The 24,297-nt window shown below is 61.5% G+C and carries 18 protein-coding genes and 1 pseudogene; 4 read left to right on the forward strand and 15 right to left on the reverse strand.

What is annotated here, in order from left to right; translation table 11 throughout:
- Positions 1-1,707 (reverse strand): DUF5801 repeats-in-toxin domain-containing protein (locus BLU76_RS05760; RefSeq protein WP_256572648.1); only part of this gene is annotated, 1,707 nt, incomplete at its 3' end.
- A 304-nt stretch (positions 1,708-2,011) separates the two neighbouring features.
- On the opposite strand from BLU76_RS05760, the gene BLU76_RS05770 reads away from it, so the two are divergent.
- A complete protein-coding gene (locus BLU76_RS05770; protein WP_092221877.1) occupies positions 2,012-2,776 on the forward strand; it encodes an SDR family NAD(P)-dependent oxidoreductase in 765 nt (254 codons plus the stop codon).
- Positions 2,777-3,680: 904 nt separating this feature from the next.
- Here the strand turns inward: BLU76_RS05770 and BLU76_RS05775 are convergent.
- The 13 genes from BLU76_RS05775 to BLU76_RS05835 form a co-directional block, all read right to left on the reverse strand.
- Positions 3,681-4,736: a hypothetical protein gene (locus BLU76_RS05775; RefSeq protein ID WP_092221879.1), complete on the reverse strand. Its 1,056-nt coding sequence runs from the start codon at positions 4,734-4,736 to the stop codon at positions 3,681-3,683.
- A 32-nt stretch (positions 4,737-4,768) separates the two neighbouring features.
- A complete protein-coding gene (locus BLU76_RS05780) occupies positions 4,769-6,577 on the reverse strand; it encodes a hypothetical protein (protein ID WP_092221881.1) in 1,809 nt (602 codons plus the stop codon).
- Positions 6,578-6,580: 3 nt separating this feature from the next.
- Positions 6,581-7,885 carry a hypothetical protein gene (locus BLU76_RS05785; protein WP_092221883.1) on the reverse strand — a complete coding sequence of 435 codons (1,305 nt, stop codon included), beginning with the start codon at positions 7,883-7,885 and terminating at the stop codon, positions 6,581-6,583.
- A gap of 19 nt (positions 7,886-7,904) precedes the next feature.
- Entirely contained in the window at positions 7,905-8,828 is a 924-nt protein-coding gene (locus BLU76_RS05790; RefSeq protein ID WP_092221885.1) for a hypothetical protein, read from the reverse strand.
- Positions 8,829-8,890: 62 nt separating this feature from the next.
- Positions 8,891-11,272, reverse strand: a complete 2,382-nt coding sequence (locus BLU76_RS05795; RefSeq protein ID WP_092221887.1) for a hypothetical protein — start codon at positions 11,270-11,272, stop codon at positions 8,891-8,893.
- A 12-nt stretch (positions 11,273-11,284) separates the two neighbouring features.
- Positions 11,285-12,424 carry a hypothetical protein gene (locus BLU76_RS05800; protein ID WP_092141870.1) on the reverse strand — a complete coding sequence of 380 codons (1,140 nt, stop codon included), beginning with the start codon at positions 12,422-12,424 and terminating at the stop codon, positions 11,285-11,287.
- Positions 12,394-13,848 carry an alkaline phosphatase family protein gene (locus tag BLU76_RS05805; RefSeq protein ID WP_092221889.1) on the reverse strand — a complete coding sequence of 485 codons (1,455 nt, stop codon included), beginning with the start codon at positions 13,846-13,848 and terminating at the stop codon, positions 12,394-12,396. Before BLU76_RS05805 ends, BLU76_RS05800 begins: the two co-directional genes overlap by 31 nt.
- A complete protein-coding gene (gene eboE, locus BLU76_RS05810; RefSeq protein WP_092221891.1) occupies positions 13,838-15,067 on the reverse strand; it encodes a metabolite traffic protein EboE in 1,230 nt (409 codons plus the stop codon). The genes BLU76_RS05805 and eboE overlap by 11 nt, the downstream gene beginning before the upstream one ends.
- Positions 15,064-15,948, reverse strand: coding sequence for a TatD family hydrolase (locus BLU76_RS05815; RefSeq protein WP_058545409.1), 885 nt, complete (start codon positions 15,946-15,948; stop codon positions 15,064-15,066). The genes eboE and BLU76_RS05815 overlap by 4 nt, the downstream gene beginning before the upstream one ends.
- 39 nt (positions 15,949-15,987) lie before the next feature.
- The gene (locus BLU76_RS05820) at positions 15,988-16,761 is read right to left on the reverse strand and encodes an EboA domain-containing protein (protein WP_092221893.1); all 774 of its coding nucleotides are present in this window, start codon (positions 16,759-16,761) and stop codon (positions 15,988-15,990) included.
- On the reverse strand, positions 16,758-17,648 hold the full coding sequence (locus tag BLU76_RS05825) for a UbiA family prenyltransferase (RefSeq protein WP_092221895.1): 891 nt from the start codon (positions 17,646-17,648) through the stop codon (positions 16,758-16,760). The genes BLU76_RS05820 and BLU76_RS05825 overlap by 4 nt, the downstream gene beginning before the upstream one ends.
- The gene (locus BLU76_RS05830; protein WP_092221897.1) at positions 17,645-19,519 is read right to left on the reverse strand and encodes a 3-dehydroquinate synthase; all 1,875 of its coding nucleotides are present in this window, start codon (positions 19,517-19,519) and stop codon (positions 17,645-17,647) included. The genes BLU76_RS05825 and BLU76_RS05830 overlap by 4 nt, the downstream gene beginning before the upstream one ends.
- 242 nt (positions 19,520-19,761) lie before the next feature.
- Positions 19,762-20,577: a helix-turn-helix transcriptional regulator gene (locus tag BLU76_RS05835; RefSeq protein WP_092221899.1), complete on the reverse strand. Its 816-nt coding sequence runs from the start codon at positions 20,575-20,577 to the stop codon at positions 19,762-19,764.
- A 93-nt stretch (positions 20,578-20,670) separates the two neighbouring features.
- On the opposite strand from BLU76_RS05835, the gene BLU76_RS05840 reads away from it, so the two are divergent.
- A complete protein-coding gene (locus BLU76_RS05840) occupies positions 20,671-21,627 on the forward strand; it encodes a threonine dehydratase (protein ID WP_092141850.1) in 957 nt (318 codons plus the stop codon).
- 151 nt (positions 21,628-21,778) lie between these two features.
- Here the strand turns inward: BLU76_RS05840 and gstA are convergent, their stop codons facing one another.
- Positions 21,779-22,378, reverse strand: coding sequence for a glutathione transferase GstA (gstA, locus tag BLU76_RS05845; protein WP_092141847.1), 600 nt, complete (start codon positions 22,376-22,378; stop codon positions 21,779-21,781).
- Between the two features lie 112 nt (positions 22,379-22,490).
- Between gstA and BLU76_RS05850 the strand changes: the two genes are divergently transcribed.
- Positions 22,491-23,396, forward strand: a complete 906-nt coding sequence (locus tag BLU76_RS05850) for a transcriptional regulator GcvA (protein WP_063321594.1) — start codon at positions 22,491-22,493, stop codon at positions 23,394-23,396.
- 174 nt (positions 23,397-23,570) lie between these two features.
- Positions 23,571-24,248: pseudogene (locus BLU76_RS32200) on the forward strand (PAS domain-containing protein); the annotation flags it as partial.
- Positions 24,249-24,297 lie beyond the last annotated feature (49 nt).

Here is a 24,297-nt window from a genome sequence, read left to right on the forward strand (position 1 = left end):
GGCCACGCTGACGGTGAACACCAACAGGTTGGTGCTGGCCGTGCGTCCCTCCACAACCGCGCCGTTGAGCGAGAGGTTGACCTCCTCGCCCGTGGCCGTGTCGGTGAGCCCGGAAGCACCCGCAACCACGCCCAGCGCGTAAGTCAGCGTACCGGCACCGTCGGCGCCGTAGGCGGAGGTGAAGTTGGCGGCGAAGTTCTGCGTGGCGTTGGTGCCCAGTAGCGTCTCGTCCACCGTCAGGGTTGGCTCGGTGCCGGTGGTGCTGATGCTCGGTCCGTCGTCTTCGAAAATCATCTTGGAGCCGATCTCGGTCTTCGCAGTGGACGCCTGGACCAAGGTGAAACCACCGATGTCAAAGTCGGCGTGGTCGGTGCCCTTGGCATCGAGGGCCGCGCCGTTTTCGATGAGCACACGGTTGTGATCTGACGTGGTGGTGTATTCGATCTGGTAGCCGGCCTTGACGCCGGTGATGGTGGCAACGCCGGAAGCGAAGCTGATGACGATGCCCGCATCATTGGCCGAGCCGTCCGAATTCTCGATGACGGCGCCGGTGCTGATGTTGGTGACCCGCACGTTGCTGATCGCAACCGGGGTGTCACCGGTATAGCCGTTGATGAAATTCACCCCGGATTCAGCCGCGGTGCTGAACGCGCTGATTTTTACCACGGCGGTCTTGCCGGCCTGCAACTGCACGACATCGAAGTTGGCCATCTTCGTATTGAAGACGTCGGTAAAGTCGATGTTGGATTCCAGGTCCGCTTCGGTCTGGTCCAGATTGGGAATGGTCACATCCTGCCTGGCACCGGTGACGAAGGTGAAACGGATGCCTTCCTGTTCCACGATCATCTGGTTATTGGTACCGAAGGTCGTGGGCCCACCGGCCTGGCTGGTATTGATCGTATCGCCCGTGGTGATATTGGCGCCGCTGGATTGGTCGGCCGGGTCCTTGCCGGTGGCGATGATGGTGGGCTCATTGATCCGCAGGACACCGTCGACCAGCGTCGTCGTCGGGTTCGCCGTGGTGAACATCAGGAAAAGGTTCTGGCCGGAGGGGGCGTTGGCCAGGCTGAACTGAAGGTCCTGGCTCGCGCCGATGAAGACTTTGTCCAGCAGGTTGACGGCATCGTCTGGGTTGGTATTGACGGGTTGCTGGAGCGGTTCGTAGAGCACGGTCCAGATCTTGCCGCCGGTGGCGGTTTCTTCAATGTAGGCGGCAAAGACGATTGCACCGGCTGGGCCGCCGGCCCGGCCGAGGACGATATTGTCGTTGGTGTCCGTGTAGAGCAGGATGCTGGTGCCATTGAGCGTATCCAGCCCGCTGTCCACCCCGTCGAGCGGCGCACCGGTGCTGCCGACGAAGCTGATATTGGTAATGCTTGCTCCAGGCGCGGCGTTGACCGTGAACGCATCGCTGCCGGTGTCGCCCACGGCGCCGGTATACCCGCTCAAGGCGGCTCCCGTCGCGGTCCCTGTGCCAAGCGCGGTCAGGCGGCTGGCGAAGGTCGTGGGGAGGGAGGCGACCAGAATGTCGTTATCATCCGCATCTGTTGCAGGGCTCGGCGTGGCGGTGCCGTTCTGCAAATTGGCGGTTTCATCCAGCGTTACGTCGACGCCGGTTGCCACGACCCCCAGATCGGTGCTGGCGGTTGCAGTGAATAGCGAGGCCGGATCGCTCAGCAGTGCTGAGTCTTGCTCGCGAATAGTCATGACTTTCTCCAGAGCATGCGGTCATCGAGGTCTGACCGTTGACCTTATGACCGCAACTATGGGCAAGCCCGGCGTTATTGCGTATCGGCTGATACTCCCAGGCGGGGTGGGAGTTTCGGCCTATGTCACCGGCAATGGGATTAAGCCTGCGTGGGCAGATTCGCGCAAAACCCCGACAGTCCCAGCAAGCCTGCGAAAGCCCGGCAGTCGCCGTTGCGAGAAAGTGAAGCCGTCGATAACGACAGCGCCCACGGGCGCCGGGCCGGCGAATGTCTCGTCGGCCCGCTCACGCAGGAGAGCGATCATGACCGATATCCAACACAGCATTCCCCAGGAAGTCGAAGGCAAGGTGGCACTGGTCACCGGAGCCGCCAGTGGCATCGGCAAGGCCATCGCGTTGTTGCTGCACGCCCGCGGCGCCAAGGTGGTCGCGGAAGACATCAACCCCGCCGTCCATGAGCTGGCCCGTCCCGGGCTGGTGCCGCTGGAGGCCGACATCACCGAGGATGGCGCTGCCGAGCGCGCCGTCGGCCTGGCCGTCGAGCAGTTCGGCCGGCTGGACATCCTGGTCAACAATGCCGGGATCATCATCAACAAGCGGGTAATCGACATGACGCGCCAGGACTGGGAGCGCATCCAGGCGGTCAACGCCACCGCGGCCTTCCTGCATTCACGCGAAGCGGTCAAGGCGATGATGCCGAACAAGTCGGGGGCCATCGTCAACATAGCGTCCTACGCGTCCTATTTTGCCTTCCCGACCATTGCCGCCTATACCGCCTCCAAGGGTGCCCTGGCACAACTGACGCGGACCCTGGCGCTGGAAGTCATCGAGGATGGTATTCGCGTCAATGCGGTCGGCGTTGGCGATGTGGTCACCAACATCCTTAATGACGTGGTCGAGGACGGCCCGGCGTTCCTTGCCCAGCATGGTGAAGCCGCGCCTATTGGCCGAGCCGCACAGCCGGAAGAAATTGCCGAGGTGGTTGCGTTCCTTGCGTCGGACCGTGCCAGCTTTATCGTCGGTTCGGTGGTCATGGCGGATGGTGGCATGACGGTCACTGCTGGCTGAGTCAAGAAAAACGGCGCTTATCCCATGAAAGGGTAAGCGCTAACGCCGATCAGTTAAGCCTCAACCCCGTGGGAGCAAGCTTTGCTCCCACAGGTTTTGTGTCATGTGATCCTTAACTGACTGGCATTAGCCCGGGTGCTTCATCTATCTGAATGAATCAACCCGGATACAAACACTTGGTAGCGGCTGGTAAAAAATCAGTTGCAGCGCCACAGCCCCCTGTGGCGAGGGAGCTTGCTCCCGCTGGGGCGCGAAGCGGCCCTAAACCTGAATCCCGGTTATGTCAGATTCAATGGTGTCGCCGGCCTTGGGCCTGCTGCGCAGCCCAGCGGGAGCAAGCTCCCTCGCCACAAAAGCGGCCCTTGCTCCCACAGGTTTTGTGTCATGTGATCCTTAACTGACTGGCATTAGCCCGGGTGCCTCATCTATCTGAATGAATCAACCCGGATACAAACACTTGGTAGCAGGCTGGGAAAAAATCAGTTGCAGCGCCACAGCTCCCTCGCCACAAAAGCGGCCCTTGCTCCCCCAGGTTTTGTGTCGTGTGATCCTTGACTGACTGGCATTAGCCCGGGTGCCTCATTTATCTGAATGAATCAACCCGGATACAAACACTTGGTAGCGGCTGGGAAAAAATCAGTTGCAGCGCCACAGCCCCCTGTGGCGACGGAGCTTGCTCCCGCTGGGGCGCGAAGCGGCCCTAAAACCTGAATCCCGGTTATGCCAGACTCAATGGTGTCGCCAGCCTTGGGCCTGCTGCGCAGCCCAGCGGGAGCAAGCTCCCTCGCCACAAAAGCGGCCCTGGCGCCTAATGCCGATCAGTTAAGCCTCAAACCCGTGTGATCCTTAACTGACTGGCATTAGGGTAAGCACCGCTTTTTTTGCCTTTGTCTTGAGTGCTTGTTCAGAGTTGTACCCGACGAAGCCTGCCGTTTAACGGCACCACGCTTCCATCTGGTGTAGGCAGTGGTCGCCCGAGCAGCCCCATGCCTTCGCTGACCAGTACCGCGTCCGGTAACAGGCACAGGTTGGAAGGGGTGTCCAGGTCGCGGGCGAGCACCGTGACCTGGGCGGTTTGCAAGTCGCAGCTCAGCAGCCGCCCACTGAACCGGGTAAAGCCGCCATGCAGGGGTTCGCCGTTCCAGTCGGGAAGCAGCGGTTGTTGCAGGCGCTCGCAGAGTTCCAGCACCAGCAGTTGGCCGTTGGGGCGCAGCGCCAGCCCGGTGGGCAGTTGCAGGCCGTGAATCAGGATGTCGATCCTGGTGCTGTCCGGCCAGACCCGGATCACCTGGCCGGCCTTCTCGGCAAAGTCGATGCCCTTGCGGCTCGGGTCGCCGTGCAGTTCGCCCGAGAACAGGCTAATCAGCACGGCGTCTGTCGCCGGTTCGTACACCAGGGTCACGGGAACGGCTTCCTGGCCTTGATCCAGTTCGGGCAGCTGGGCCAGCACGCGCTCCTCTTGGCCTGTGATGAACTCCACCAACTGATTGGTATCGGGCTTGACGGCCAGCCAGCTGTGGCGGGTCGGGTGGTAGCACAGCGCATTCAGGTTGCCACGGCTATGGAACACTGGCTCGGGCGGTGTGAATTGCAGGTCCAGCAGTTTGGAACCGGCGACGTAATCGGTCTGGCTGACCAGGCAGCGTCCGTCACCGCAGGCGATGTCCGACACCCCCATGATTTCATCACGCAGCATGCGCGCCTGCATGTTCATGGCGCGAAAGCCTTGCGTCAATGTTTCGCGGGGCAGGTAGGTGCCGGGCCGCTGCGGATCCGGTCGCAGTCGACTGATACGGCCGCTGAAGGGTTGGTCGGGCAACCCCGAGCCTGCTTCGGTCAGCAGCAGGCTGCCATCGGCTTGCAGGCAGAGGCCGCGAGGGTTCAGCAGGTCCTCGGCGACCAGGGTGCTGGGGCGCAGGTTTTCCCCGGGGTGCGCGGGGATCTGAAGGGGAACGGGCATAGGCTCTCTCCGTGATTGAGCAGGGGATACGGTCATTGCGGCGGCTGCCACGGTTCACCGGTGAGATAGGCCCGCAGCAACGCCCGTTGGCAGGGCGACATCGAGCGCACCACGGGCATGAACAGCGTGGTGCCTTTGTAGGCGTCCGAGGTGCGGGCGAGGATAGGGTTCTTGGCGCCCATGACGGCGTCGGGCTGATTCAGCGGGATATAGCGCGACATGGCGGGGAACGCCAGGTAGTGAAAACGCAGCACGTTGGGGTACATCAGCGGCCAGGTGATGGTGGTGCCCTGGGGAATGCCGAAGTCGGTCTGGGCGTATTTGCGAAAGTTGGTGAAGTAGGCACTGCTGTCGAGGCCATTGGCCGTGCAGGTCAGGGCGACGAAACCCGCTTGAGCGGCGCTGCCCGGCTTGAGGGTGACCGGGAAACTGACGGAAAGCTGGCCACTGTCGACGGTCAACAAATCAGGGAAGTCGAGGAAGTCCCAGTATTGCGGTTGATCATAGACCGCGGGGGCCGCCGCCTGCAGGCCAATTTCGGTAGTGCTGGGCACCGCCCCGCCCAGGTACCTGACCTGAAGGGTGATCGACAGCCCGTTGGGGTAGTCCTCCAGGTAGACGTTGCGTTGGTCGGCATAGATCCGATAGGTCGACTCGGTGGCCTGCAATGTGGTGCCGGCGACCTTGCCCGGTGCGTTGATCGCCAAGGCAGAGGTCCGTACTGCCTGTAGCTGGTCGGCGGTCAGGGGCAGGTCGACGATGCCGCCATACACGTAGTAATCGAACAAAAAGCGGCTGGTCGGCTCCAGGGTCGTCAGGGTGGTGGAGCCGGCGCTGATGGTCACGGTCCCGTAATTGGCGTTGGGGCCGATCGGGCTGGTGATATCGTCCCTGACGGCCCGGAAGGTTTCCTTCGGAATGACGTTCACCATGTCGATGCTCAGGTAACCGGTGTTGTCCAGGTCGGCATAGCCGGCATTGCCGGTACTCTGGTTGACCAGTTGCCGGCCCGGCTGGCAGTTCAGCGGCTCGTCGGCAAAGGCCGGGGCCAGTGTGCCGATGACCCGGCCGATGCTCGGGTTGGGCGTGTACCGGCCGGCGGCATAGTCGGCGTCCAGTTGTTCGGTGGTCATCGTGGGGCACATTTCGAACATGACGAAACGCAGGACGATGCCCGTCGCTCCCGGTGCCTGAATGATCGAGCGCAGGCCGCTGCTGTTCTGGTTCCAACTGACAATGCTGCTCAAGGGGAAGGTCAGTTGAAATGTACCGCTGGCGTGGAAAGAGCCCGGCGCATCCATTTTCGCCGGCAGCAGCACACGTCCCGCCACGTCGAAACTGCTGCACACGGTGTCGCTGCGGATCAGCAATTGGATGTTGTCGTTGCCACCGATTTGCAGGCCACCGACGAAGATTTGGGTGGTCGTCGAGGAGGTGGGGTCCAGGTCCACCATCATCGGTCCGGAAACGGGCCCCTGGCCGGTCACCGGGTCCACCGAACCGAGCAGGTAGACGGGCTGGCCCACCAGGTCGCCGGTGGTGTTGATGCTGCCGGGGATGCCCTGGGAGCTGATCAGGGCGTTCTGCATGTCGACGACATGCTGCCCATAGTGATTCCAGCCCCCGGCGGTGTAGTAGTTGCCGGTGGGGGCATTGATCATGTTGTTCAACTGGTCGTCGGTGTAGGACTCGGCGCTCGGTGCCAGGGTCGAAGTGGTCAGGTCGAAGAGCGGCCAGTCAGCGTTGCCACCGTAGGGAATGGTCGGGGAGTTGTTCGGCAGGCTGACGTCCGTGCGGATGCCGCCCCAGAAATTCAGCCGTGGTCCGTTCAGGATGCTCATGATTTATTCCTCGTCCTTGATGGTTTTGCCGACAGGCGAATTGGCGAATTTGAACAGGTAGGAGTAGTCGGATTTGTAGGGGCTCTTGACCGGAGTCGCCATGGAGTGGCAATTCATGCAGCTGCTGTTGGGCTGGATGTAGCTTTCCATGGTCACGTTGGCCGAAAGGGCGGGGGTCGGCTGGCCCAGTGGATTACTGGGGTTGTCCGGCATCAGCGGGCGCTGGGTGGTGATGAGTTGGTAGTACTTCAGCACGCTGCGTTGCAGGTCCGGGTCGCTGCGGTAACGGGCGTTGACCTCGTTGGTGATCTCGGCGATCGGGGTGTACCGGTTCAACGGGTTCGGGGTCTGGAAGGTGGTGCCAGGCTTGGGCACGCAGACCAGGTGCGCGCCCTGGGTCTGCCAGTCGCAGGGTGACTGGTTGAGCGTGGCTGCCGGGGCGTTGGCGTTGAAGTAGGAATAGGCCGTGCCGGAGGCCGGCTGGTCGACCCATACACCGTTCACCAGCGTTTTGGGCGGAACGTTGTCGATCTGCTCGAAGGTCGACCAGATCCACTGCGGATAGCCGTTCACCTTGGTGATGACGTGCAGCCCCACCAGGCCCAGATAGGCCTCGGTGACGCCGGTGCGCTGGCCTTGGTCGTCGAACGTGGCCACGCGCGCAAGCATGGTCAGGTAGCGGCTGGCATTGTCATTGGGGGTGAGGATGCGCCAGCTCGATTTGACCTCGATGACCCCATAGGGAAAGTTGATGTTGTTGGCTTTGGAAACCACATCGGCGTTATAGAACTGGTTGGCGACGATGTAGTTGTAGGAGGTCTCGTTGGCCGAGATGTCGTAGTAGGTCGGGTTGCCGGCCTGGTCGATCAGCCAGCCGCCGACGGCCTGGTCGACGGCATTCACCTGGGAGCTGTTCTTCAGCGCGGCGATGTTGATAATGCCCAGGCTCTTGGCAAGCTGCGGGGTGTTCCAGGGGCCTGGATCGGCCCCCCGTGGCAGGAAGGTTTCTTCCACGGTCTTGTAGGTCTGCCAGACGGTGTAGCCAGGATCTCCCGGTTGTTTGCTGCAGTCGGGATCACCGCGCTGCCCCGCCTGGGCGGGCCAGTTCACGGCGATGAACAACTGCCAGCTGTATTGATCGAACAGGTCCTGGCTGGCGTTGGCCGCCGGCGCCGTGCTGGGGGGCTGGCAATTCAGGTTCGAGGCCTGCGTCCGTGGCATGGCTTGTTCCTGGGATTGTTCCAGGGCCAGGGCCGGAAGACTGGCCAGACCCAGTAGCACCAGGGTGAAACGGAATGAAGTGTTCATGGCGATCCTTCGTCATTGGTCAGGGTTTGCGCTGCATGAGCTTGTTCCACTGCGCCTTTTGCCCGTTGCTCTGTGAAACCGGTGGCTCGAACAACTGGCAGGGCGGTGGGTTCGCCGGGCACATCGCAGCCACCTGCGCCCAGGTCTGGGCAGGGTCCGGTCTGGCGATGCGGAAGTTGGTGTAGTTCTGGCTGACGATGGGGGCATTGGCGACACTGCTGTCACCGGAGAAAAAGAACGATTGGGGCTGCCGGTAGGGCGGTTGCCCCGACATTTTTTTGTAGAAGGCATAACCGAACAGGATCGGACCTTGCGGCGAATCCAGGTCCAGGGCGTAGGCCTGCACGCTGCCATCCAGGTTTTTGCTGCGCGCGGCGCTGTAGGGCAGGTGCTGGATGAAGTCTTGCCGCGGTGGATGATTCATCGGCGAGAACATGCAGCAGGCCGGCATGTCCTTGGGGCGATCCTGCGGGTAGGTCAGGAAGTATGCCTTGTTGCCCAGGGACACGAAGGAGCAGGTGTAGTTGTTGTTCTTGATCGGAAAGATCGGCAGGCAGTACTTCTCATAGTGCTCCATCATCGCCCCGAAGCCGTCGCCATCGGCCGGGATATAGGCCGTGTCGTAATAGCTGGTCCCGCGAGAGACGGTGTAGTCCGCCGGGGTCAGGGTGGAAGGGGGATTGCTGTAGGGCGGCGGGTTTTTTTCGTAGTTGTGCATCACCCGGTACATGGTCCAATCGCTGATCCAGAACGCCGGGAAAAACGGATCGGAAGGGTCGCCCGGGGCACGTTTGGCGATGCAGTTGCCGTTCTGTTCGTTGCAGCCCTCGGTGTTGTGCACGCCCATGGTGAAGTAGACGGCACCGCTGTCCTGCTGGGCAAAAAGCCCCGGACTGAACAACAGGATCAGTAACAACAGTCGGCTCAAAATGCAGGCTTTCATATCGACACTCCTGTGCAGTGCCGGGCGGCGGGCTCGCCACCCGGTGATCCTGGGTGAAATCGTCAAAGGCCGTTGTAGTCACTCATGCTGAGTTTCTTGGGCGGATAGTTGAACTTCACCAGGCGCTTGGCCCACAGCTCCAGGACGGCGCGGCGGCTTTGGGACATGTCCCGGGTGATGGGCATCGCAAGGGTGCTCTGGTCCTGGTAATCCTTGCTGATCAGCAAGATCAATTGGTCGATTGCGCCCTCCACGCGCGTCCGGGAATTGAGCGGCATGAACTTGTTCATGATGGGGTACAGGTAATAGAAGGTCTGCAGGATCCTTGGATAAATGAACTTGTCCCACAGCAGCTCTGGAGCGTTTGTTTTCTCGTAGATGGCGTTCCAGGTGTCGATGAAGTCCTGTTGCAACTGCATGTCCAGTGGCAGCACCCGTATCGGTGCGAGGAAGTCGACGTAGGCCTGGGTGATCGGGAAGCTGAACGGAATGGCCGGTTTTTTGCCGTTCTCCTGCACGAAGAAGCGCAAGGTAGGGAAGCCTGGCGCCACTGCCCGGCAGCTTATCTGGGCGATGCCTTGGGCGTTGGTGGTGATGACGGCGTAGGAGTAATTGACGCTGCTGGCCTTCTTGTCCTCCAGTGTACCGGTGCCATTGAGGCCTTTGTCGAAGACCAGGCAGGGGCGCAGGTCGACGGCGACCGGCGTACCGGTCGCTCTGAGGAAGTCTTGATACCCGATCGGGTTGCCCACGGGTTCGGGTACGTCCTGCAGGTCGGTCAGCCGGCGACCGCTGCCGGTGCTGCGATAGAGGGCGACCTTGGGGGCGTCGATGAACTGCGGCAGATTGGCTGTATTGTTGATACGGGCCGACGGGTTGTCGTAGAACAGCGTGAAATCGGCCGCATTACTGAAAGCCAGGTAGTAATTGCTGCTGGTCACCATGTAGGGGTTGCCGTACTCCGCGACATACAACGTGGTGTTGGCGGCCGGCTGACCATTTTTCTGCACCATGATGCTCAGCGTCTTGCGGTCACCGACATCGATGAAACTGCCGCTCTCGATGACTTCGGCGGTCCACGGTTGCTGGCCGGCGGCGATCCTCGGAGGGGTGGCCGGGAGGCGCTGTTGCAGCAGCAGAGGACCGGACTGCAGCAGTGCCTTGGCTTCGGGGTTGAGCGTGAGATCGAGGATGCCTGAGCGTAGCTCGAAAGCCGATTGCTGGTATTTATCGAAGCCGAAGCCGATCCCCGCCATGAACCGTCCCTTCTGGCGCACGCCCAACAGGTAGTCGCCGGCGTTGAATTTCTCAGGGACCAGGATGTCGGCTGCGGGGTCCACGGGATAACACGGGAACGTGTTGCTCAGGTCCAGCGACAGGGTATTACCGTTGATCTGCGCCGAGATCACCCCCAATGGGACACTATGATTCCCAGCGGGACCCGGTTGAACGACCGAGACTGGCTGGGTGGGTACCAGGCGCACCCCGGCGGGAGCGGTGGGGTATTCGTTGGCGAGCCACAGACCCAGCACCGCCGAGGTGCGGCTGTAGGCGGGGTTGAAGAAAATCTGGTTGACGTTGTTCAAGCCTTCCCTGTACAGATCACGCACTTTCGCCATGATGTCCGGGTGGTTGGAACGGGTGTTGGGGCGCTGCGTGTAATCGTTGAACACACCGTTCTTGTCGTAGCAGGTCAGGTAGGTTGAAAATCGGAACATGAGGCCCTGGGCCCCTTGCTGCGTCATCTGCTGCTGGAGGTTGGCCAGAAGACGCGAGTTGCCAATCGCCCATTCCAGGTTCTCCTTGGGAAAGCAGGTCTGCCAGGTGGTGCTGACGTTCACCAGGCCACCCAGGGCTCCCCAATTGAAGTTCAGGAAACGGTCCATCATCCGATACTTGCGGTTGAGGGTCAGGCCGCAGGACGTATCCCCCAGCACCAGTTTGTCGAAATACAATGCCGTGAACGTGTTCTGCCATGGGCTGATGTCCACGAAGCGCGCCGGGGTCGGGGCGGAGCTGCCCAGAGGGCTGCCGAGTAAGTGGTATTGCGCGCCGATCAGCGAATCCTGAGCGATGTAGGTATTGGCCTGCAGCTCGCCACCGATGACGGTCGAGGTGGTTTTCCCGTAGTTCACCAGACCGCAACTGTTGTCACCGAACAGATCCCATTCGGCGGGCATGTACGGGTCATGCTTCGGATTGATATTGCCTGGCACTTGTTGCACATAGGTCGGCATGTCGGCCATGTACTGCGTCGAGAGAGCCCATGGCATCAGCCTGTCGGGGGCATTGTGGGGGGTGATGCCGAAGTGCTTCACGAACGGCCAGTTGATGTCCATGTTGACCGCGTCGTACAGCGGGAACATGTCATTGTTGTTGGCCGTCGGCGGGTTCCAGAACATCTCGCCGTTGAGGTAGATGCGGGGGAAATTCAATATGCTCATGTCGTGCTCTCCTTAGCGTTGCCACTGGGCGTGTTTCAGCGACCAGACAAAATCCAGTTTTTTGTAGCCGACGAAGGCCTTTTCCGGCAGCGGCGTAGTCGGGTAGGTGAGACCGCCTGAGGTCGGGATGGCGAAACTGAACCAACCGTTGCTCTTCGAGTAGGCGGCGGTGCCGTGGCAGGCCAGGCAGGACGATGTGTCCTGGAATGCCGACTCCAACTGTGAGTTCGCCAGGACCTGGGTAATGGGCTGGTATTCCACGCCGATCAACTGGTACTTCGACAGCGTCGGGTTATTGGCCTGGAACTGGGCGTTGACCGGTATGGCACCCGCTGTCGGCCCGGTGCTGTTTGTCATCGGCGTAGGCGGGTAGTCCTTGTTCACGGTGTATTTGGGGTTGTTGAGGTTTTCGAAGGTGGTCCAGACCCAGTCGGGGTTCAGTTTGTTGACCACATGCAAACCGCTCAACGCCGCATAGCCGACCTTGTACCCGGTGCCCACGGCGTAGTAGGCCTGGGCCACGTAGTAGCCATCTTTTTCCAACTGCTTCTTGTAGTTCGCGTCCGTGCCGATCCATAGCCAGGCGGCTTTCAACTCCCAGGCCGTGGCCGGAAAGTTCAGGTTGCTCGTCAGGGCCTCTTGACCATCCACGTTGTAGACATTGGTTTTTACGATGTAGTCGTAGGTGTCCTGGCCCATCAGCAGTTGAAAGCGCACGACGTGACCTTGTTGTGTGGCAGGCACGGCGGCACCGCCCATGGCCAGGCTCAGGCCGTCGACCTGCTGTACGGCGTTGATGTTATGCAGGAGACGGTTCGGGTCTAGCCCCAGGGCTTTGGCTTGCCTGAGCACCTCGCCCGGTGGCTTCATGCGGCTGTCATACGAACCGGGGTTGGCGCCATTGGCCAGATAGACCTGATCGGAAGGCTTGAACAGCTCCCACTGACGGTTGTAACCCTTGGCGTCGGACTGGTTCAAACAGACGAACCAGTTCCAGGCCATGGTCTCGGGACTATTGTTGAACGCGGTCCGGGTCTGGTCGGCGTTGTATCCAAATTGCAGGAAGTTACCGCAATTGAAGTTGGTGGCGTTCTCGGCCTGGGCCAAACCGGCCAGGGCACTTAGAACAGTGATGGAAATGGCTCGCCGCATGGAAGCTCCTTGGCATTCGCCGTATCGGCATGAGGGTGCCCCCGGAAGTGTTCCAGGAGCAGTTGCTTCACCGCCGTGACCGCAAGGTGCTGCGGCAGCGACAGATCACAATTGGTGATGAGCAGCGGGCCGGTCTTCTCGCTCGTGGGCAGCCGTCCGTGGCTGCCGCGGACCAGGCGGGTGTCCAGCGGAATCAGGTCCATGTAGTAGCGAAAGCCGAGCTTTTTCTGGAGCAGGCGGCGCGCCACTTTCAATGTCGGGAAGCGAATGGCCGGGTCGATGAACAGCTCGAGCGGGTCATAGCCTGGCTTGCGATGGATGTCCACGGTGCGGGCAAAGTCGGGAGCCTTGCGCTCGTCGAACCAGTAGTAATAATCGAACCAGTAACCGGGCGCGGCCACGGCCACCAGTTCGCCGCTGCGGGGATGATCCAGTTGCCAGGCCTGTTGTTCGGTTTTATCCAGCACCTGTTCGATGCCGGCCTGGCGTTGCAACAGCGCCTTGACGCGGGGGATGTCGCGCGCCTGCTTCACGTAGATGTGCGCGACCTGATGATCGGCCACCGCAAACGCTGCACTGGCACCGGGATCGAGCAACTCCCAGGTCAGCGATTGGCGGACCTGCAACAAGCCCTCGGCTCGTAACAACCGGTTGATGGAAACGGATTGGGTGACGGCTTCGATCCCGTATTCGGACAGCAGCATCACTGCCGCGCCTTGTGCTTGGGCAAAATCCAGTAGACGCCCGACTTCACCGTCGATGGCCCTTACCTCGTCGGCAATCGACGGGTGATCGGGCCCCAGGCGTTGCAGGCTGTAGTCGAGGTGGGGCAGGTAGATCAATTGCAGGTCGGGGCGGTTGAGCTGGAATTCGGCGATGGCGCAGTCGACGATCCAGCGGCTCGACGCGATGCCGGCCGCCGGTCCCCAGAAACTCGGAAAGGGAAACTCGCCGATCTGCTGTTCGATACGCTCATGCAACGAGGCCGGCGCCGAATACAGGCCGAACAGCTTGCGACCATCGGCCGGGTAGTGGGGCCGAGGGGTAATGGCGGCGTCCACGTCGGCATACATGTTGTACCACCAGAACAACTGGCTGCAGCGAAACCCGGGGTACTGGCGCTTGAGTGTCTGCCAGACCTTTTCCCCCTGGATCAGAGCATTGGGTTGCAGCCAGAAACGCACTTCGGCCTGATCGCGAAAATACCAGCCGTTGCCGACGATGCCGTGTTCCGACGGTGGTTGTCCGGTGAGGATCGAGGCCTGCACGGTCGAGGTGACCGCCGGGAACACTGGCTGCAGCGTGGCCATCTTGGCCGTTTTCAACAGGGCATTGATGCAGGGCGTCGCGGCACCCAACAGCGCGGGCGTCAGGCCGACCACGTTGATCAGCAGCAGCGGCGGTCGCGCAGGATCAGAGCGCATGGGCGTGGGCCTCCAGTGCCTGAGGTTGCAGCAAGCGGCGCTGTTGCAATTGATCCTCGACCCAATGCAACTCCGCCGCGATGCCCTGGAGTTGGGCATGCTCGGTCGTGGGCCGCAATTGGCTGGGCAGGACGCCCCAGCTGTAGGTTTCCACTTCCAGTACGGGGCGAAAATCCCCATGGTCGGCCAAAAAGTCGAAAGTCTGCGACAGGGCAAGCTGGCTGCCGCTGAGTTCGGGCAGCAGCAACTGCTCGCTGAACAGCGGAATGTGAAAGTGAATCCTCAGTTCGGGATGAGAGGCGCGGTTCTGCTCACAATCGTCCAGGGCTGCGGGGAGGTCGGCCCAGGCCGATAGCCGATCGTGCCCATCGCGAGCCTTCACTTGATGCAGGTAGGTGGGCTCGGCAAAACCGCTCAATGTCTTGAGCACCTGTTCGCGCCGGTGCTCGTCCTCAGGCAGGCGACAAATCAGTGCATTGGATAACTGGATCTTGCCGATGGGGACCCGAGCCCGACGCAATCGGTCCAGTGATTGATAGCAGTCTTCGAACATCACGGCCTGGTGGCAAACGTCAAAGCACAGCGCCAGGTGTTCATGGTGCGGGTCCGTGGCTTGCCAGTGGCGGAAGAAGGCGATGGCCTGGTCGGTGTTTTCCAGCACGCAATCGGGCTCCATCTCCAGGCAGACCACGATCTTCTTGCCCGTCTCCCGTTGCAGCCGGGCCAGCCCGGCAGTGAGCTCGCGCAGTTGCTGCTCGGCACGTTGTTGTAGCGTCGGGCTCCAGTGGGCGGCATAGCCCAGGGGCAGGCTGGAGATCACTCCCTGGGCACAGTCCGCTGGCAGGGCCTGGGCGAGAAATCGAGCCAGGTCCAGGCTGTACGCCAGCCGCTGCGGATCGGCCCAGCTGGGCAGGTAGACGTCGGCTTTCACCGCGCCCTGGTGAAATTGGCCGTAGGGAAACCCATTGAGTGAGGTCAGGCGTAGTCCGCTGCGTTGCAGCAGGTCGAGGAAATCCGCACGGGTCGACGCTTGTTGGAGTTCGGCGGCGGCGAGGGCGCTGATCCACAATCCACTGTCCTGCGTATCGAGCCCGCGCAGTGTGCGTACGGTCTGGAAATGCCGTTCGACGCAAGCGCATAGCCCGCCCAGGTCATGGGTCGGGTGAACGTTGCTGCAATAGCCGATCTGCGTGGCCGTCCAACCCGTGCGGGCGCTCATTTGATCACCGGTTCCTGGCCCCGCAGGGCGGAGTTGTCCTGCCATTGCCGCCGCTGATCGATGGGCAGGGGCGTGCTGACCAGGGCTTTGTCCAACTGGCCGCTCTGGGCGAAAAAGTCCACCGGGTTGTGGAACAGCACTTGTTCGACCTGGGCTTCACTGAAGCCTGCGGCTAACATTGCCTGGCCGGTCTTGGGCACCTTGAGCGGGTCGCTGATGCCCCAGTCGGCGGCGCTGTTGACCACCATTTTCTCCGTGCCGTACTGCTGCAGCAGCGCGACCATGCGTTGTTCCGACATCTTGGTGTTGGGGTAGATGGAGTGGCCGCGCCAGCAGTCGCTGTCCAGCACCAGGGGCAGGGTCAGTTCGTTGAGGTGGTCAATGATCACCAGATGTTCGGCAATGCCGACCTCGCGAATGACGGCGAGCGTGCGTTTGGTGCCACCAATCTTGTCGCGGTGCGGCGTGTGCACCAGCACCGGCAAATTGAATTGCTTGGCCAGCTCCAATTGCGCGGCGAGGAAGCGATCTTCTTCCGGGGTAATGTCGTCGTAGCCGATTTCACCCACCGCCACCACGCCGTCTTTCACCAGGTAGCGCGGGAGAATCTCCAGCACCTCATTGGCCACCGACAGGTCATTGGCCTCCTTGGGATTCAGGCCAATGGTGCAGAAGTGATGGATACCAAACATGCTGGCGCGAAAACGCTCCCAGCCCAACAGTGTGTCGAAGTAGTCGATGAAGCTGCCGACGCTGGTCCTGGCCTGGCCCTGCCAGAAGGCCGGCTCGATTACCCCGGTGATGCCGGCGGCCGCCATGTTCTGGTAATCGTCGGTGGTGCGGCTGACCATGTGGATATGCGGGTCAAAGTACTTGGGCATGGTGAATCCTCGTCAAAAAAAGCGGGGGGCGGTGGGGCATCAGTTCGGCGAAACGCCGTCCAGGTGCTCGTGCCATTGCGTCGGCAAGCGTTGTTGCTGGCCCAGGCCGGCCAGGCGCTGACGTTGCGCCGGGCTCAGCAGGTCGAAGGCAATGACGTGGGGCAGCCCGGCGGACACCGTTCGTTCGGCGGCGAGTTGTTCGTCCAGCAGGTCGAGGGCCAACTGGTTGAGGGTGACGCTTTGTCGTTGCGCCAGGCCGATCAGGCGTCGTACGTCGAGGCCCATGCCCAGCGCTTTCAGCACCAATTGGTTGAAGGCCTGTTCGTTGTAGTGACGCGATGGGTAGGCGGTGTCCAGGGCGAGGGCGGCGAACACCTGGCTGTTGCTGGTGCGCCCGGCCTGGCGTGCAAGCTCCACGCACGCTCCGCGACTATCGAGCCAATCGAGGGCTTTCAAGGTGGCGACCTTTTCCTGGTCGTCGCCCCACAGGAACAATTGGTGCAGCAGGGGGACTTGCCCGGCGGCGGGCTGCTGTTCCAGCACCTGGGCCAGCAGCAACGCCCGCGCCAGCTGGACGTTGCTCCAGCCATCGCCACCGGGTTGCGCACGCTCCTTGAGGTTGCGCTTGCATTGGCTGCTCATGAGCGCCGCGGTGTTGGCGTCCGGGCTTAGGGCAAGCTGTTCCTCTGCCTGATGCCACCATCGCCGTTCGCTTTCATCGAGATGGCGGATGAAAGGCTGGCGTTGTTCGTTCAGGCAATCGTGGCGCATGTCGAGGGCCGCCGATGCCGCTGCAGTAACGTCCATGTTCATGTTGGTTTGATCCAGCGCTGGAAATGGGGAAGCAGGAAAAACACCACGACACATAACAGGCTACCCAAGGGCTGGTTAGCCACGGCCAGCACCAGGGCATCGAACAGCGGCAGGGCTGCCAGGCCAGCGCCGATAAAGGCGCGGACCTGTCGTTGCCGAGGGTTGGCCAGGTTGTGCCAGTAATGCCAGCCCAACCAGCCAAGCCATAACAGCAGCACCGGCCAAAACCAGGCGCTGCCTGCATAGACTGCCAAGGCCAGTGGGCTCAGCATCAGCAGCAGGGGGAGGCGGCTGATCAATTGGTTGCGGTGTTCCTGGCGAGCCAAGTAGGTCAGGCCGCTGATGTAGACACCGAGCAAAATGGCGCAGAGCCAGATCGGCCCCGCCGGCATCGCCAGGCTGGCCGCCGCGGTGAGGTAGAGCGCCGAGCGGCAGGCCCCCATCAGCCAGACGCTGTGGGCGTATCTCTTGTGCAGCAGGTTGTAACCGAGAATGCAACCCACCAACAGCGTCGCGCTGCCCAGCAGCCAGTGCGGCTGCTCGATGAACTGGCTCAGGCCCAGCAGCGAGGCGGCAGCCAGCACCAGCAACAACGCAGTGGCCAGCCGCACGTGCTGGCGGCTCACCAGGCCCAGGGTTATGGGACGGGGGTTGTGGTGTTGTTGGTCCCAGTCGGCGTCCAACAGGTCGTTCAACAGCATGCCGGCGAGGTACAGCAGCGACAGTGCCACCAGCAGCAGGATCCACACCAGGGAAGACGGCGGTGCCAGGGCCCCGGCGCTGCTGGTGAGCAGGGCGGCGGCCAAGGTGTTGGTCCACACCGTGGGCAGGTTGGAGACACGGCCGAGGGTCAGCCAGGTCTTGAGGTTCGGCGCCGTCTGGTTCATTGCGCACAGCGCTCGTTCAGGATCGGCGCAAGCTCGACCTGGGTGGACAGCCGCTGCAATGCCTGCTCCATTCGCGCGGTATCGATTTCATGCAAGTCCACCGACTCGCCGATCCGGCTCAACATGGGGATGGAGAGTTGCCCGCCCAGATGCTGGCGGAACTCCTCCAATCCCAGCAAGACCTGCGAGCGCCCCAGTGCATCTTTCAAGGTCAGTTCTGGCGGGTTCAGGCAGAAGCCGAGCTTGAGCAGCAGGTTCAGCACCCGTTCGGTGTCGCCGTCGCTCAACAATCCCAGGGCATTGGCATAAAGCCCATCCAGGGCCATGCCCACCGCGACGGCTTCACCATGGCGCAGTCGGTGCTGACTGAGATTTTCCAGTTTGTGAGCGGCCCAGTGTCCGTAGTCCAAGGGCCGTCCGTTACCGCGTTCGAAGGGGTCGCCGGCACCGGTGATGTGCGCCAGGTGCAATTCGGCGCAGCGGCGGATCGCATAGCGGCTGGCCCCATGTTCGAAGTGGGCGAGGGCGTCGGCCTGTTGCTCCATCCATTGGAAAAACGCCTGGTCCTTGATCAGCGCCACTTTGACCGCCTCGGCCAGGCCTGCGATCTGGTCGCGCCGGGTCAGGCTGGTCAGCAATTGAAAGTCGTTGATGACTGCGATGGCGGGATAGAAGGCACCCAGCAAGTTCTTCTGGCCGAAGGCGTTGATGCCGTTTTTTACACCGATGCCGGCGTCGTTCTGGGCGAGCACGGTGCTGGGGATGCGAATCAGGCGAATGCCACGGTGGAAGGTGGCGCAGGCGTAGCCCACCGCATCCAGCACCGCGCCGCCACCGAGGGCCAGCACATGGCAATGCCGGTCCAAGCCATGTTTCAGCATGTCGGTGTACAGCCGCTGCAACACCTGTGAATCCTTGCTCGACTCGCCGGCCGGGACCGCAATCGGCGGCGCCTGCAGGTGCAGGTCTGGAAAGTGGCTGGCGAAGTAGGCGTTGATCTGTTCCTGCAGGTGCGGGGCGCTGTGCAGCAGTTGTTCATCGGCGAATATCAACACCGTGACCGGGCCCCTGTGGCCGGCCATGAGCTGGCGGTGCAGGCAGGGATTGAGCGGATCGAATACATGGTCGGTGAACACCACCGGGTAGTCGTAGCTGACCTTGAAGCGCCCGTGCAACGGTTGCTCCGCGTCGTGCCGGCGAAGGCTCTTGAACAGGCTGTACCCGGCGATGAACAGCCCGGGCAATACCATGCTGGCGAGCAAGGTCACCAACAGCGCGTTCTGCTCGACGAGAAAGGTGCCAACGGCGCTGTAGGCCAGCGCGAGGCCGGCGTTGGCCAGGGTGGTGACCAGGATGAAAGCGCGCAGAGGGTAGCCTTGCATACCGGCGGCGACGACTGAAGTTTCCGCCAATACCGGGACCCCGCGCAGGCAGATCAACGACAGTGTGCCCAACCGGTACGCCAGTTGCCCCGGCTGGCGCTGATGCAGGCCCAGGCGGCCGGACAACAAACGCAAATAGCCGGCGCCCAGGGCATAACCCAACCCGGCGCCCAGGCACAGCCCCACGAAAATCGCCAGGTAACCCCCCACGCTGCCGAGCATGGCCACGGCCAGCAGCGCAACCATGCTCGACGGCACCGGCAGCACCACGTCCAGCGCCAGCAGGGCGATCAGCAGCAACGCGAGGTAGAGTTTCTGCGCGGGCGTCGAGGGTTGGTACAGGTCGAGATGGGTCAGGAAGTCTTGGATCTGTTGTTCGAACAGCAAGAAGCTGGCGATCACCAGGGCGGAAAAGCAAACCAGCGACAGCCAGAAATGTCCGGCTGCGCCTTTTTGCGAGAGCAAACGATACCCACGGCCATGCTTCATCAAGCATCCCTCTTGTTGTTATTGACTGATTCCGTGTCAGTAATTGAAAGCAACGCCAAGTGTGTGTTTTAGGCCAATAGACGCTCTCGCCCGAAGGGCTGTCAGGTGTGGTTGACGATGCGGTTGGAGACAGATTTGAATCTAGACGGCCCGGGTGTTTTTGCAAGGCTATCTGATGGCGATTTGATTTGGGGCGCCACTCGCGTTTCAGGTGACCCGAATTAGCTGCTTGCCCGGCCCGTTCAGGGCCTCGAATAGCCGCGCAACTGCGCTGGGCTGACGCCAAGGCGTTGCTTGAACAGCGTGGTCATGTGCGCCTGGGAGTTGAAACCGCAAGTGTGGGCGATATCGGTCAGTCGGGCGGTTGAGTCGCGCATCAGCGCCCGTGCCTTGGCCAGGCGCCGGTCGATCAGGTAGCTGTGCGGGCTTTTGCCGGTGGCATTCTTGAATGCCCGCATGAAGTACCCTTCGGACAAGCCAAGGAGGCTGGCCATTTCCTTGACCCCCAGCGGACCGTCGAGACCGGCGTCGATGAACTCGTCGAGCAGGCGCATTCGCCCGCCGGTGATGGACCCTTGTACGGGGGCCGAAAACGTCTTGGGGTCCTTCACCCGTTCAGCCAATCCGAGCGTCCAGGCCTCCCAGTCATCCTCCGCGGTGGCACGCAGCAGTGCGCTGCGCATTCTCAGGGCGAGGGTGATGGCCTGCGGGTCCATACGGTTGTTGAACGCATGTTCCCCCGGCAACGCCATACCGTCGGTGCGCACGACCCGCAGGTATTCTCCGCCCCTGGGAGATTCGGAGAACACGTCGCATTCGGCGGGGACAAATGCCAGGCCGTTGGGGATCGCCTCGAAGGGCTGCACGCGGTCGCTGCCGATGGCGTGCAGGCCACGCTGGCTGTCGAAGGCAAAGCCGATCGCCGACTGGGTGGCGACATAGCGGGTGGCGTAGGCGCAGCCGGGCAGCAATTCGATCGCCCACGGCCCGGCTTCGATACGACGGACCGGTTCGGACTGGGGCGGCTGTTGGCGGTTTCGAGGGTTCATGAACAGCATAGTAGTGAAGAGAGGAGCAGAAAGTCAGGTCAGTTTTCTGAAAGCCCGCCGATGGAGCCCTGATTAGACTGGGCAAAAACCCGGAGGCCCATCATGCACACACTGACTCGCGACGATATCGAACAAGCTGCCCGCCACTTATACGAAGTCATGCCCGCCACCGCCCAGTACGCCTGGCCCTTGTTGGCTGAACGGCTGGGTTGCACGGTGTGGGTCAAGCACGAGAATCACACCCCGACGGGGGCCTTCAAGGTACGCGGCGGCCTGACCTTCGTGCGCTGGCTCAAGCGCGAGCACCCAGAGGCAAAAGGCATCGTCACGGCGACTCGCGGCAACCACGGCCAGAGCCTGGCGCTGGCGGCCAGCGCATTGGGTTTGAAAGCGTTGATCGTCGTGCCGCAAGGTAACTCGGTGGAGAAGAACAACGCCATGCGCGGTTTTGGCGGCGAGGTGATCGAGTATGGCCGCGATTTCGATGAGGCCCGTGAGGAGGCCGTGCGCCTGGCCCAATCGCATGGCCTCTACCTGGTGCCGCCGTTCCATCCCGAGTTGGTCAAGGGCGTGGCGACCTATGGGCTTGAGCTGTTCAACGCGGTGCCGGACCTGGACACCGTCTATGTGCCGATAGGCTGCGGCTCGGGGATCTGCGCGGTCATCGCCGCCCGCGATGCCTTGGGCCTGAAGACCCAGGTGGTGGGCGTGGTGTCCACCGAGGCCCTCGCGGCGAAGTTGTCGTTTGAAGCGGGCAGGCTATGCGAGACCGCGTCGGCAAATACCTTTGCCGACGGCCTGGCCGTGCGCAGGCCCGTTCCCGAGGCCTTTGCCATCTATGGGGCCGGGGCGGCGAGAATCGTAGCGGTCAGCGATGCTGAAATTGCCGGGGCCATGCGGGCGTATTACACCGACACCCACAACCTCGCCGAAGGTGCCGGCGCGGCCGCCTTGGCAGCGCTGATGCAGGAGCGTGAAACGATGCGGGGGAAAAGGGTGGCGGTGATTCTCTCCGGTGGCAATATCGACCGGCCGGTGTATGCGAATCTGATTGGCTGAGGTCGGGCTTGCCGCCGTCATCGCGAGCAAGCCCCCACAGGAGGGCCGAGGTGTATCTCGAATCTTACAATCACCCCGGACAACTGTGAGCGAGCTTGCTCGCGATAGCCGCAGGTCAGGTTGCACCTGAGGTTGAATGTGCCGCCAATGACTACGCCGCTTCCGCAGCCATGGCTGCCCGGACGCTGGGGCGTGTTGCGATTCGCGCCATGAACGCCGCCAGTGCCGGCCAATCCCTGATCTGGATATTGAACAACGGCAGCCAGTTCAGGATGGTAAACAAATAGCTGTCGGCCAGGCCAAAGGTGCCCATCAGGTAATCCTGTCGTTCAAGGGTCTGGCTGAGGTAATCCAGGCGCCTGAACAGTTTTGCCCTGAAGATGGCCTTGGTCGACTCTGCAATATCGGCGTTGAACAGCGGCGCACATCCGCTGTGAAGCTCGGAGGTAATGAAGTTCAACCATTCCTGCAAGCGAACCCGCTCCCAAGTGCCATTGGCCGGCGCCAGCGTGTTTGCGGGGACCAGGTCGGCCAGGTACTGGACGATGGCGGGCCCCTCGGTCAGGACATTACCGTTATCCAGCACCAAGGCTGCCACGTAGCCCTTGGGGTTGATGCTCAGGAAATCGAGCCCATCGGCAGTTCGCTTGGTTTTGTTGTCGACCCGAATCAATTCAAATGGCAGGCCCAATTCCCGCAGCACGATGTGCGGGGACAATGAACAGGTCATGGGGGCGAAGTACAGTTTCATGGTTTCCTCAAGGACGGGGGGCGTGCTGTCAGAATCCGCGAGGGCCGGAACATTTTCAAAGGACATCTTCAGTGCTAGCGTATGACAAAATATCATGAGCAAGCCAAACCCAATGGCCATCAGAATCCCTTCCCTCAATGGCCTTAAAGCATTCGAGTCAGCCGCTCGGCATATGAGCTTTACCAAGGCTGCGCAAGAGCTGAACGTCACGCAGACAGCCATCAGCCATCAAATTCGCCGGCTCGAAGAGGAACTGGGCGTGCGCCTGTTCTTGCGGCTCAAGGATGGCCTGGCCCTGACAGACGAAGGACATGCCTATTTCCCAGGCGTTCGCGCGGCGTTCCATGAGTTGCGCTATTGCACGCAGACGTTGCTGCAGAGCCGCAGCAACAGCGTCTTGACGATCAGTACCCTGGTTTCATTTGCTTCCAAATGGTTGTTGCCGCGACTGGCGTCATTCCAGCAGGCGTTTCCCAACATTGACGTGCGCGTTACGGCATCTACCGAACGAGTGAATTTCCGTGAGGGCGGCGTCGATGCGGCCATTCGTTACGGTTCCGGGGACTGGAAGGGGTTGCGGGCGGACTGGCTGATGGCCGATGAGATCTTTCCGGTGTGCAGCCCCAGGCTGCTGCAAGGTCCGAAAGTCCTGGAGAATCCACGCGATCTGGCCCGGCACACCTTGTTGCAGGTCAGTGGGGTGACCCGCGACGACTGGAGTGCCTGGTTGAGCGCCGCTGGCCAGCCGAAAAAACTGGCCGAAGGCAGCCGGCTGACATTCGACCTTGCGATGATGGCCGTTCAGGCTGCGGTTGACGGTCTGGGGGTCTGCATTGGGCGTTCGACCTATGTCGAGGATGACCTGAAGGCCGGGCGATTGGTTGCACCCTTTGATCTGCGATTGAAATCTGACCTCGGCTTTTATTTCGTGAGCCCGCATGAAACAGCCGACACCCCCAAAGTGCAGGCCTTTAGAACCTGGTTGATGGATTCGTTGGGTTTTGGCGCCGAAACATGATTACCGCGTACCGTTCAGCCTTCAGTCAGCGAGCCGATATGAATAGAAGGTCCGGTTACTTTCAGGGTTCACCGAGGGTACGTCATGTTTAATACAACACTAAAAAACGAACTGACGGCTAGGACGGCCGAATTGGCAACATACAAAGGACTGGTAGGCTCCCTGGAGCGGTCGATGGCTGTTATCGAGTTCAGCCCCGACGGCAAGGTCCTTCGGGCGAACGAAAATTTTCTTGGCACGATGGGCTACCGTGCGGATCAATTGGCCGGCCTGTCCCATCGGGATTTTTGCACCCCGGCGCTGGTGGGCAGCGCCGAGTACCGTGAATTCTGGAACCAGTTGCGCGCCGGTCAGTTTGTTTCCGGCACGTTTCAGCGCCGTAGCGCGCAAGGGCAGAACGTCTGGCTGGAAGCCAGCTATAACCCGATAGTGGACGAGCAGGGCCGCGTCGTGAAGGTGGTCAAGTACGCACTCGATGTCACCGCCAAGGTTGCCAGCGAGGCAGAAACACGTGGCCGGCTGGCGGCACTCGACCGGGCCATGGCCGTGATCGAGTTCGACCTGGGCGGCCACATCCTGACCGCCAACGACAACTTCATGAATGTCATGAATTACACGTTGGCAGAGCTCAAGGGCAAGCATCACCGGATGTTCTGCGAACCGAGCCTGGTTGGCAGTTCGGAGTACAGTGATTTCTGGCGCCGTCTCAACGCCGGCGAGTTTTTCAGCGGCCAATTCAAGCGCCTCGGCAAAAACGGCAAAGTCGTCTGGCTGGAAGCCAGCTACAACCCGGTCTATGACGCCGAAGGCAAGTTGTGCAAGATCGTGAAGTTCGCCAGTGACATCAGCGAGCGGGTGGAGAAATTCGAAGAGGATTCGCGTGGCGCTTCCCGTGCGTACC

It is taken from the genome of Pseudomonas sp. NFACC08-1 (assembly GCF_900106735.1).
Taxonomy (GTDB): domain Bacteria; phylum Pseudomonadota; class Gammaproteobacteria; order Pseudomonadales; family Pseudomonadaceae; genus Aquipseudomonas; species Aquipseudomonas fluorescens_Q.